A 9,865-nucleotide genomic window follows, 5' to 3' on the forward strand; every position below is an offset into this window, starting at 1 on the left:
TTCATGGGCGTTTCAAGCCGAGCGCGTGATGCCGAGCGCCACGGCTTCGGCTACCTTGATGCCATCGACCCCCGCTGACAGGATGCCGCCCGCATAGCTCGCGCCTTCGCCGGCCGGGTAGAGCCCGCGCACGTTGAGGCTCTGGAAGTCCTCGCCGCGCGTGATCTTGATGGGCGACGAAGTGCGCGTCTCCACCCCAGTCAGCACCGCGTCGTGCAGGTCGAAGCCCTTGATCTTGCGGCCGAAGGCTGGAAATGCTTCGCGCATAGCCTCGATCGCATAGGCGGGCAGGGCGCCATGCAGGTCGGCCGGCGTCACGCCCGGTTTGTACGAAGGCTCGACGCTGCCGAGTTCGGTCGACGGCTTGCCCGCGATGAAGTCGCCGACCAGCTGGCCCGGCGCGCGGTAGTCGCCGCCGCCGAGCACGAAGGCGTTGGATTCAAGCTTACGTTGGAGCGCAATGCCGGCGAGCGCCGGACCGGCGTTGCCCTCGCTCCAGCCGGGATAGTCGCGCGGATCGATCCCGACCACGATGCCCGCGTTCGCATTGCGTTCGTTGCGCGAGTACTGGCTCATGCCGTTGGTCACGACGCGGCCCGGCTCGCTGGTCGCGGCCACCACCGTGCCGCCCGGGCACATGCAGAAGCTGTAGACCGAGCGCCCGTTGCTCGCGTGGTGCACCAGCTTGTAGTCGGCCGCACCCAGCAGCGGATGGCCGGCATGCCGGCCCCAGCGGGCACGGTCGATGAGCCCTTGCGGATGCTCGACGCGGAAGCCGATCGAGAAGGGCTTGGCCTCGATGTGCACTCCGCGCTCGTGCAGCATCTCGAAGGTGTCGCGCGAGCTGTGGCCGAGTGCCATCACCACGTGATCGGCACGCAGCTCGCTGCGCTCGCCCGTGCGCTGGTCGAGCACGGTGAGGCCGCGCAGGTGCTTGCCCTCGGGGCCGTCCTCGATCAGCACGTCGACCACGCGCTGCTCGAAGCGGATCTCGCCCCCCAGTGCGACGATCTGCTCGCGCATGTTCTCCACCACTTTCACCAGCTTGAAGGTGCCGATGTGCGGATGCGCGACGTAGAGGATTTCGGGCGGCGCGCCGGCCTTGACGAACTCTTCCATCACCTTGCGGCCGAGGAAGCGCGGGTCCTTGATCTGGCTGTAGAGCTTGCCGTCGGAGAAGGTGCCGGCGCCGCCTTCGCCGAACTGCACGTTCGACTCGGGGTTGAGCACGTTCTTGCGCCACAGGCCCCAGGTGTCCCTGGTGCGCTGGCGCACGGTCTTGCCGCGCTCCAGGACGATGGGCTTGAAGCCCATTTGCGCCAGGATCAGCGCGGCGAAGATGCCGCAGGGGCCGAAGCCGATCACCACCGGGCGCAGCGGCAGTTCTGCCGGTGCCTCAGCCGGTGCGCGCCAGGCCATGTCGGGCGTGGGACTGACGCGCGGGTTCTCCGCGAACTTGGCGAGGAGCCTGGCCTCGACCGTCGGATCGGCGAAGGTCACGTCGACGATGTAGACCTGCAGCAGGTCGGCCTTGCGCGCATCGAAACTGCGCTTGAAGACCTGGATCTGGCTGATCGACTCGGGTGGCGTGCGCAGCGTGATCGAAACGGCCTTGGAGAGCGCCGCGTCGTCGTGGTCGAGCGGCAATTTGATTTCGGAAATTCTCAGCATGTCGTGGGCTTGTATTTATCAAGCAGGGACGCCGATTATCGGCAACGCCGGCCGGCGCTGCCAGCGGGGCATCAGGCCGGCAGGAAGCCGTCGACCGAAAGGTAGCGCTCGCCGGTGTCGTAGTTGAAGCCCAGCACCACCGCGTTCGGCGGCAGCGAGGGCAACTTCTGCGCGATCGCGACCAGCGTCGCGCCCGACGAGATGCCGACCAGCATGCCTTCCTCGCGTGCGCAGCGCCGCGCCATCTCGCGCGCCGGCTCGGCATCGACCTGGAGCACGCCGTCGAGCAGTTCGGTGTCGAGATTCTTGGGGATGAAACCCGCGCCGATGCCCTGGATCGGGTGCGGCGAAGGCTGGCCGCCGGAGATGACCGGCGACGCCACGGGCTCGACGGCGAAGACCTGGAGCTTCGGCCACTTCTTCTTGAGCACCCGGGCGCAGCCGGTGATGTGGCCGCCGGTGCCGACGCCGGTAATCAGCACGTCGATGCCTTCCGGGAAATCGGCCGCGATCTCTTCCGCCGTGGTGCGCTCGTGCACCGCGACGTTGGCCGGGTTGTTGAACTGCTGCGGCATCCATGCGCCGGGTGTGCCGGCCACGATTTCCTCGGCCCGTGCGATCGAGCCCTTCATGCCCTTTTCGCGCGGCGTGAGATCAAAGCTCGCGCCATAGGCGAGCATCAGCCGGCGGCGCTCGACCGACATGCTGTCGGGCATCACGAGGATCAGCTTGTAGCCTTTCACGGCCGCGACCATCGCCAGGCCGATGCCGGTGTTGCCGGAAGTCGGCTCCACGATGGTGCCGCCGGGCTTCAGCGCGCCCGATCGCTCGGCATCCTCCACCATCGAAAGCGCGATGCGGTCCTTGATCGATCCGGCCGGATTGGCACGCTCGGATTTGATCCAGACCTGCTGCGTCGCATGGCCGAACAGGCGCTGGATGCGGATGTGCGGCGTGTTGCCGATCGTCTGAAGGATGTTGTCAGCTTTCATACGGTCTCCATGGGGCTGGCCCCGGATGAGGAAATGAGGACCGCCATTGTGGCGATAATCGCCGCGTGAAGCACGCTGGACCGCCGCTGGTGCATGTCTCGAAAGAGCGCACTGGAGGAACGTCCGGACTGCACAGGACAGCGCAGGAGCTAACGGCTCCCCACCGCGAGGTGAGGATCAGAGCAACAGAGACGAGTCGGCCGGGGGCAACCCCGGTCGGGTGAAACGGGCAATCTCTGCGCGCAGCAACACCAAGTAGGCCAGCGTCGATGTGGTTCCGCAGAGCTGGCGGGTAGGTGGCACCGAGCCGTTTGGTGACAAACGGCCCAGAGTAATGGCGGTCACGTCGAGCCTCGAAAGAGGCCTCGATGCACAGAATCCGGCTTATAGGCGTGCTTCACACTTTTTTAACTCGCCCCCAGGCTTCGCGCACTTCGTGTCGCTTCGCCTACCCCCTACCGGGGGCGGGCCGGCCGCTCCGGGCGGCCGAGCGCGGCGGCCCTCACGAAGGGCGCCTGCCGTTCCGGCGGCTTCTTTTTTTAGAAGCGCTCGTTGGGGGTAAGGTAGCGCCACTGGTTGGGGAGCAGGCCTGCTAGCGGGACTCGGCCAATTCTGATGCGCTTCATGGCCAGGATTTGCAGGCCGGCGTCGTCGCAGATGCGGGCGACCTGGCCGGGGCGGGCGCCTTTGAGGGCGAAGCGCAGGCCGGTGTGGCCTTCGGCCTGCTGGCCGATGCTGACGCGGGCAGGGGAGCGTTCGAGGCGGGCGAGCGTTTCGGGGCCGACGGGGCCGGCGACGTCGACCATGATCTCGTGTTCCATGATGCCGGCGTCTTCCTGGAGCTTGCGCTCGACGCGCCATTCCTGGGTGAAGACGACGAGGCCGCTCGCACCGGTTTCCAGCGGCGTCATGCAACGCTGCGCGGCCACGTGGCGCGGGAGGAAGCGCAGGCCGGCGCGTTCGGGGTCCTGGTGGTTGGCGGGCACGAGCAGTCGGTGCGCGTTGTCGGTGGGCATGCCGGCGGGCTTGTGGAGCAGCAGGGTGACGGGCACGACCGGTTGCGGCCGGGCGCCGGCTTCGATCTCGACGTTCTGGTCGGCGCGCACGCGGGATTGCGGCAGGAGCGCGGGTTCGCCGTCGACGCGGACGGCGCCGTTCTCGATGAGCAGTTCGGCCTCGCGCCGCGAACAAGCCGCGAGCGCGGCGACGCGCTTGGCGAGACGTACGCCTTCGTCGGCTTCGGTCACGGAGGCATCCTCATGGCTTGGCCGACTGCAGGATGCGCTCGACGTGCGCCGCGAGCGAACGCGCGGCCACCGGCCACATGCGCTCGGGCACGTCGTTGTAGGCGATCGGCAGCCAGTCCTCGGGCGTGCCCTCGGGCAACTGGCGCATGGCGGCGGCGATCTTGGCCTCGCGTTTCAGGCGATGCGCCTTCAGGTAGGCGATGGCGGTGCGTGCGTCGCCCAGCACGTAGCCGTGCGCCGGCAGGATGAAGGTGACGTCGCCCGAGGCGCAGGTGGCGTCCAGCCTGTCGAGCGAATCGAGGTAGGCGTTCATGTTGCCGTCCGGCGGGTCGACCACCGTGGTGCTGCCATTGAGGATGTGGTCGCCGGAGAACAGGAGCCCGTCTTCTTCCAGGACCAGGCACAGGTGGTTGGCCGCGTGACCGGGGGTGTACACCACACGCAGCGTGTGCGTGTGCGCCCTGGCGTCGACCTTGCTGGCGCCGGCCGGCGGCCCGAGGACGAGGCGCTCCCTGTCTTTCAGTGCGCGATCCGGCTTGAAGCGCGCGGTGGAACGGGCGGTCGGCGCCGAGGGCAGGCCGAGGATCGGCGGCTGGGTCTTGCACAGCTTCTGCAAGGGCAGGGCGCCGGGCGAATGGTCGGCGTGCGAATGGGTGCAGACGATCATGCGGATGTCGCCATGCGTCGCGCGCCACAGCCGGCCGATGTGGTCGAAGTCGTTCGGTCCCGGATCGATGACGATGTAGCCGGTGCTCGCATCGCCGACGATGTAGGTGTTGGTGCCGGGGCCGGTCATCGCGCTCGGGTTGGGCGCGGTCAGGCGCTGCACGTTCTTCAGGAGCGGCACCGCATGCTCGCTCTGCCAGTCGAGCGTGTGCACGAGCTGCCCGTCGGGGCTGACCAGCGCGAGTTCGCCGAAGGGCGAATCGGTTTCCATGTAGCGCGCTTCCTTGCCTGCGAGCATGCCGGCGCGCGGGCAGCTGGTCCACAGCGGGCCTTCGCCGCCATGGCGGTTGGCGCAGGCATCGAGCACGGCGTCGACGGTCTTGTAGACGGCCAGCCGCTCGAGCGTGCGCAGCGTCGGGAAGATCATGAAGAAGGTGCCGGCCGCGTGGCGCGCGAGCGCATCGGCCGGCCGCACCCAGCAGGGCTCGAACTGCTCGGTCTCGTCGGCCGTCGGCGTCTGGCCCTCGGGCATGCGGGCGACGAGAAAGGGCACGTCGAAGCGCTTGGGCAGGTCGCGGTCGGTGATCCAGTGCGCGAAGGTGTAGACCTTGTCCGTCGACAGCAGCAGGCCGCGCGCGATGCACTGGTCGGCGAAGGCGACGGTGGTCGTGGCGGTGCTGCGGTCCATGGAGGCGACCTCTTCGGCACTCACCGGCCGGCCATCGGGGTGGTGGGCGAGCAGCACGCCCAGTTCCTCGAAGCTTTCGCGGATGGCGGCGATGGCCTGGGTGAGCTGCACGCGGCTCTGCGTGCGGCGCCGCGTGGCGATGGACCGGGCGGTGGTGTCGCCTTCATCGATGCGTCCGCCGGGGAACACGTAGGCGCCTGGCGCGAAGCTTGCGGTCGACGAGCGCCGCGTCATCAACACCTCGACGCCTTCCGGCGTATCGCGCAGCAGCAGTACGGTCGCGGCGGCCCGCACGGGCGCCGGTTCGCGTTGGGGATGGAGCAATTGGGTGGGGCGTACCATGGGTCGCGATTATCGGGAGTGAGGTCAAAAGTCCATACGTGACGGCCGCATGCATAAGCTTCTACACGAACCATCATGAGCAAAACGCCACAATTCCTGCCTGCTCATCCGTCTCGAAAGACTGTCATGTCCGATTCTCCCCCCAGCCGCGTTCGGCGTCTTCTCGCGCTCGCGGCCCTTGCAATGTGGGCCGCGGCGCCGGTCGCCTTTGCCCAGGCCGACTGGCCCCAGCAGCCCGTGACGATGATCATGGGCTTCCCGGCCGGATCCGGCGTCGACGTGGTCGCCCGCGCGATCCAGGAGCCGCTGCAGCACAAGCTCGGGCAGCCGGTCATCATCGACTACAAGTCGGGCGCCGCCGGCAACATCGCGAGCGAGTACGTCGCACGCGCCAGGCCTGACGGCTACACGCTGGCCTTCGGCACTGCGGCCACGCACGGCAGCAATGCGGCGCTCTACAAGAAGCTGCCTTTCGACGTCGAGACCGATTTCATTCCGGTGGCCCCGGTGCTCGACGTGTCGAACGTGCTCACGATCAACCCCGACGTGATGAACGTGAAGACGCTCAAGGAATTCGTCGATCTCGTGAAGGCCAATCCGGGCAAGTTCAACTACGCCTCGACCGGCAACGGCGCCGGCACGCACATGGCCTTCGCCGAATTCAATTCGCGGCTGGGCCTCGACATGGTGCATGTGCCCTACAAGGGCGGCCCCGAGGCGATCACTTCCGTCGTGCGCGGCGAGACCTGCTGCATCATGAATCAGGTGCAGACCGTGCTGCCGCAGTACAAGGCCGGCAAGGTGCGCCTGCTGGGCGTCACGACGGCGAAGCCGGTGGCGGCCATCAAGGAAGTGCCGACCATCGCATCGAGCGGCATCCCGGGCACCAAGGGCTTCGACAGCTCGATCTGGTTCGGCATCTTCGCGCCCAAGGGCACCGACCCGCACATCGTCGACAAGCTCAATGCGGCCATCAAGTCCGTGCTGGAGCAGCCCGAGATTCGCGAGAAGTTCGAAGGCCAGGGCAACACGGTGCGCATCGAGACGCCCGCGCAGTTCAAGCAGACGGTTCACGACAACCGCGTGAAATGGGCTGAAGTGGCCAAGACTGCCAATATAAATATTGACTGACCCCCAGGCTGCGCGCACTTCGTGTCGCTTCGCCTACCCCCTCTTCGGGGGGCAACGCCAGCGGCCCGGCGGAGCCGGTTCCGCGGCGTTTCACGCATTTGCTGTCAGCTCTTCGCGCGTTGGCGTTTGTAGGTGTCGATCTTTTCCTTCAGCTCGGTGTATTGCTCGCAGGGTAGCCAGCAGAGCTTGTCGAGCGCCTTGAGGTGGACTTCCGCGTCCTCGACGCGGCCGACCTGCAGGTAGGCTTCGCCCATGTATTCGTGGGCATCGCGGTGCCTGGGATTGAGCTGCAGCGCCTTTTCGTAGTGCTTGAAGGAGTTGTCCATGTCGCCCGTGTGGCGGTAGGCAAAGCCCAGCAGGTTCCAGGCGTCGGCGTTGTTCGGATCGATCTGGATCACGAGGGTCAGGCGCCCAATGGCGTCGTTCCACTGCTCTGCCTTGATGGCGGCTTGCGCGGCGACATAGTTGGGGTCGAGCTTCTTCACTTCGGCCTCGCTGCCGCCGCCGCCACCCCCGCCCCCGCCGCCTCCGCCACCCGCGGGCCAGACAGGCAGGCTCAGGAAAACCAGGCACGCCGCCGTCGCCAGTGCTCTCTTGCGCATGATGAGTGCTCCCAGGTGGTTGCTCCCCGGCCCTGCCTCGCGAATCGCCCTCAGATCGGTTGCATTCCAATCCTGCGGCGGGTGGGTGTCAACACCCGGCGCGGCCATGTGACAGCGCGGCGGGCGATCCCTAGAATGAAGCGATGAGGTCCGCCAGCGCATGGTTGATGGGACTGGTCCTCCTCGCCCTCGCGGCGGGCGTGGTCCATGCCCAAGCCATGCCTCCCGCCGCCTCGTCATCCGCTTCCACCGGGCCCGGCCGGGTCGTGCTGATGGATCTCGATGGTGCCATCGGCCCGGCCTCCGTCGACTACGTGCGGCGGGGGCTCAAGCAGGCCGCGGCCGAGAACGCGCGGCTCGCGGTGATCCAGATCGACACCCCGGGCGGGCTGGACGCCTCGATGCGCAGCATCATCAAGTACATCCTCGCTTCGCCGGTCCCGGTGGCGACCTTCGTCGCGCCGAACGGCGCGCGCGCCGCGAGCGCCGGCACGTACATCCTGTATGCCAGCCACGTCGCGGCCATGGCGCCGGCCACCAATCTGGGCGCCGCGACGCCGGTGGCCATCGGCATGCCGACGCCGGCCGCGCCGTCGGCCAAGCCCGAAGGCGCCAAGGGTTCCGAGCAGGGCGGCGACGCGATGACTGCCAAGCGTCTCGCGGATGCCTCGGCCTACATCCGCAGCCTCGCGCAACTGCGCGGGCGCAATGCGGACTGGGGCGAACTCGCCGTGCGCGAATCGGTCAGCCTTTCCGCGCAGGAGGCGCTGCAGAAGAACGTCATCAGCCTGATCGCGCAGGACGTGAACGACCTGCTGAAGCAGGTCAACGGCCGCGAAGTCCGCACGATCCAGGGCAACATCCGGCTGGCCACGCAGAACGCCGAAGTGCTGGTGGTCGAAGCCGATTGGCGCAGCCGGTTGCTGTCGGTCATCACCGAGCCCAGCCTGGCGCTGATCCTGCTGATGGTGGGCATCTACGGGCTGCTCTTCGAGTTCTCCAATCCGGGCTTCGTGCTGCCGGGCGTGGTGGGGGCCATCAGCCTGATGCTGGCGCTCTTCGGGCTGCAGATGCTGCCGGTCAACTACGCGGGGCTCGGGCTGATCCTCCTGGGGATTGGCTTTCTCATCGCCGAGGCTTTCCTGCCCACCTTCGGCGTGCTGGGCGTGGGCGGCGTCGCGGCTTTCTCGATCGGTGCGCTGCTGCTGATCGACAACGACGTGCCCGGCTTCGGCGTGCCGCTGTGGCTGATCGGCCTGCTCGCGGTGGGCTCGGCGATCTTCATCCTCGTCGTGGGGGGCATTGCCGCGAAGACGCGGCGCCGTCCGCCCGTGCTGGGTGTCTCGACCTTGATCGGCGCGACCGGCGAGCTGGTCGAGTTCGCGGACGGTGAAGGTTGGGCGCAGATCCAGGGCGATTACTGGAAGGTGCGCGGCGCGGACGGCTTGCTGCCGGGGCGTCGCATTCGCGTGACCCGCGTGCAGGGACTGGCCCTGCAGGTGGCGGAAGACATTCAGGAGAGCCCTGTCGGGGCGTGACGCATGTCCATCAATTTCAGCCTCGTGTCGGTCGGCTTCCTCGTGCTGCTGGGCGCCATGATCGCGGCGGCCTCGCTGCGCATCCTGCGCGAGTACGAACGCGGCGTGGTCTTCCAGCTTGGGCGCTTCTGGAAGGTCAAGGGGCCGGGGCTCGTGATCCTGATTCCCGGCATCCAGCAGATGGTGCGCGTGGGATTGCGCGTGATGGTGCTCGACATTCCCAGCCAGGACCTGATCACGCGCGACAACGTGTCGGTGAAGGTGAACGCGGTGCTCTACTTCCGCGTCATCGATCCCGAGAAGGCCATCATCCAGGTGGAAAAGTACTTCGAGGCGACCAGCCAGCTGGCGCAGACGACGCTGCGCGCGGTGCTCGGCAAGCACGAACTCGACGACCTGCTCGCCGAGCGCGAGCGGCTCAACCTAGACATCCAGAAGACGCTGGAGGCGCAGACCTTCCAGTGGGGCATCAAGGTGACCAACGTCGAGATCAAGCACGTCGACCTCAACGACAACATGGTGCGCGCGATCGCGCGGCAGGCCGAGGCCGAGCGCGAGCGGCGCGCCAAGGTCATTCATGCGGAAGGCGAGCTGCAAGCCTCGGTCAAGCTGTCCGAGGCGGCCGAGATCCTCGGACGCCATCCGCAGGCGATCCAGCTGCGCTATCTCGAAACGCTCACGGTGATCGCGGCGGACAAGAATTCGACCATCGTGTTCCCGTTGCCGGTCGACATCATCTCGCCGCTGCTGCAGGGGTTGACGCGCAAGCCTGGTCCGCCCGACGGCTAGCGGGGCCTACAGCGTCTTGGTCAGCGTGAGGATGAAGCGCGTCACATTCGGCGAGAAGGTGGTCCCGCCGACAGTTCCGAGGGCGGTGCCCGTGGGGATGCCGGGCGAGGCCACCAGGTTGAAGGCGCTCTGGTTGTTGCCGCCCTGGATCCAGCCGCCCAGTGCCAGGCCGCTGCCGAAGTCGTAGGACACGCCCACG

The 9,865-nt window shown here is 67.4% G+C and carries 8 protein-coding genes, 1 other RNA gene and 1 pseudogene; 4 read left to right on the forward strand and 6 right to left on the reverse strand.

Annotated elements, in window-relative coordinates; genetic code table 11:
- Positions 1-12: 12 nt before the first annotated feature.
- Positions 13-1,671 (reverse strand): NAD(P)/FAD-dependent oxidoreductase, encoded by a 1,659-nt coding sequence (locus tag ACSFBL_RS31400; RefSeq protein ID WP_435519732.1) that lies wholly within the window; start codon positions 1,669-1,671, stop codon positions 13-15.
- A 71-nt stretch (positions 1,672-1,742) separates the two neighbouring features.
- Positions 1,743-2,663, reverse strand: a complete 921-nt coding sequence (cysK, locus tag ACSFBL_RS31405) for a cysteine synthase A (RefSeq protein WP_435519733.1) — start codon at positions 2,661-2,663, stop codon at positions 1,743-1,745.
- Positions 2,664-2,730: 67 nt separating this feature from the next.
- Here cysK and rnpB point away from each other — a divergent pair.
- An RNA gene (rnpB, locus tag ACSFBL_RS31410) (RNase P RNA component class A) lies at positions 2,731-3,066 on the forward strand.
- A 136-nt stretch (positions 3,067-3,202) separates the two neighbouring features.
- Here the strand turns inward: rnpB and ACSFBL_RS31415 are convergent.
- Entirely contained in the window at positions 3,203-3,910 is a 708-nt protein-coding gene (locus ACSFBL_RS31415) for an RNA pseudouridine synthase (protein WP_435519734.1), read from the reverse strand.
- A gap of 10 nt (positions 3,911-3,920) precedes the next feature.
- On the reverse strand, positions 3,921-5,606 hold the full coding sequence (locus ACSFBL_RS31420; protein WP_435519735.1) for an MBL fold metallo-hydrolase: 1,686 nt from the start codon (positions 5,604-5,606) through the stop codon (positions 3,921-3,923).
- 126 nt (positions 5,607-5,732) lie between these two features.
- Here ACSFBL_RS31420 and ACSFBL_RS31425 point away from each other — a divergent pair, with 126 nt between their 5' ends.
- Positions 5,733-6,737 (forward strand): Bug family tripartite tricarboxylate transporter substrate binding protein, encoded by a 1,005-nt coding sequence (locus ACSFBL_RS31425; RefSeq protein WP_435519736.1) that lies wholly within the window; start codon positions 5,733-5,735, stop codon positions 6,735-6,737.
- A 104-nt stretch (positions 6,738-6,841) separates the two neighbouring features.
- Here ACSFBL_RS31425 and ACSFBL_RS31430 read toward each other — a convergent pair whose 3' ends face one another.
- Complete coding sequence (locus tag ACSFBL_RS31430; protein WP_435519737.1) at positions 6,842-7,339, reverse strand: tetratricopeptide repeat protein; 498 nt, start codon at positions 7,337-7,339, stop codon at positions 6,842-6,844.
- Positions 7,340-7,482: 143 nt separating this feature from the next.
- Here ACSFBL_RS31430 and ACSFBL_RS31435 point away from each other — a divergent pair, with 143 nt between their 5' ends.
- Together ACSFBL_RS31435 and ACSFBL_RS31440 are read left to right on the forward strand one after the other, a co-directional pair.
- The gene (locus ACSFBL_RS31435; RefSeq protein WP_435519738.1) at positions 7,483-8,877 is read left to right on the forward strand and encodes an NfeD family protein; all 1,395 of its coding nucleotides are present in this window, start codon (positions 7,483-7,485) and stop codon (positions 8,875-8,877) included.
- A gap of 3 nt (positions 8,878-8,880) precedes the next feature.
- A complete protein-coding gene (locus ACSFBL_RS31440; protein WP_435519739.1) occupies positions 8,881-9,666 on the forward strand; it encodes a slipin family protein in 786 nt (261 codons plus the stop codon).
- Positions 9,667-9,672: 6 nt separating this feature from the next.
- On the opposite strand, the pseudogene ACSFBL_RS31445 reads toward ACSFBL_RS31440, so the two are convergent.
- Positions 9,673-9,865 (reverse strand): annotated as a pseudogene (locus tag ACSFBL_RS31445) (TorF family putative porin); the annotation flags it as partial.

Source organism: Variovorax glacialis (assembly GCF_051216375.1).
GTDB lineage: Bacteria > Pseudomonadota > Gammaproteobacteria > Burkholderiales > Burkholderiaceae_C > Variovorax.

What these genes read in the sequence shown, in the direction of transcription:
- ACSFBL_RS31400 (WP_435519732.1), bottom strand. Translation starts at nt 1,671, where the DNA reads ATGCTGAGAATTTCCGAAATCAAATTGCCGCTCGACCACGACGACGCG.
- cysK (WP_435519733.1), bottom strand. Translation starts at nt 2,663, where the DNA reads ATGAAAGCTGACAACATCCTTCAGACGATCGGCAACACGCCGCACATC.
- ACSFBL_RS31420 (WP_435519735.1), bottom strand. Translation starts at nt 5,606, where the DNA reads ATGGTACGCCCCACCCAATTGCTCCATCCCCAACGCGAACCGGCGCCC.
- ACSFBL_RS31425 (WP_435519736.1), top strand. Translation starts at nt 5,733, where the DNA reads ATGTCCGATTCTCCCCCCAGCCGCGTTCGGCGTCTTCTCGCGCTCGCG.
- ACSFBL_RS31430 (WP_435519737.1), bottom strand. Translation starts at nt 7,339, where the DNA reads ATGCGCAAGAGAGCACTGGCGACGGCGGCGTGCCTGGTTTTCCTGAGC.
- ACSFBL_RS31435 (WP_435519738.1), top strand. Translation starts at nt 7,483, where the DNA reads ATGAGGTCCGCCAGCGCATGGTTGATGGGACTGGTCCTCCTCGCCCTC.
- ACSFBL_RS31440 (WP_435519739.1), top strand. Translation starts at nt 8,881, where the DNA reads ATGTCCATCAATTTCAGCCTCGTGTCGGTCGGCTTCCTCGTGCTGCTG.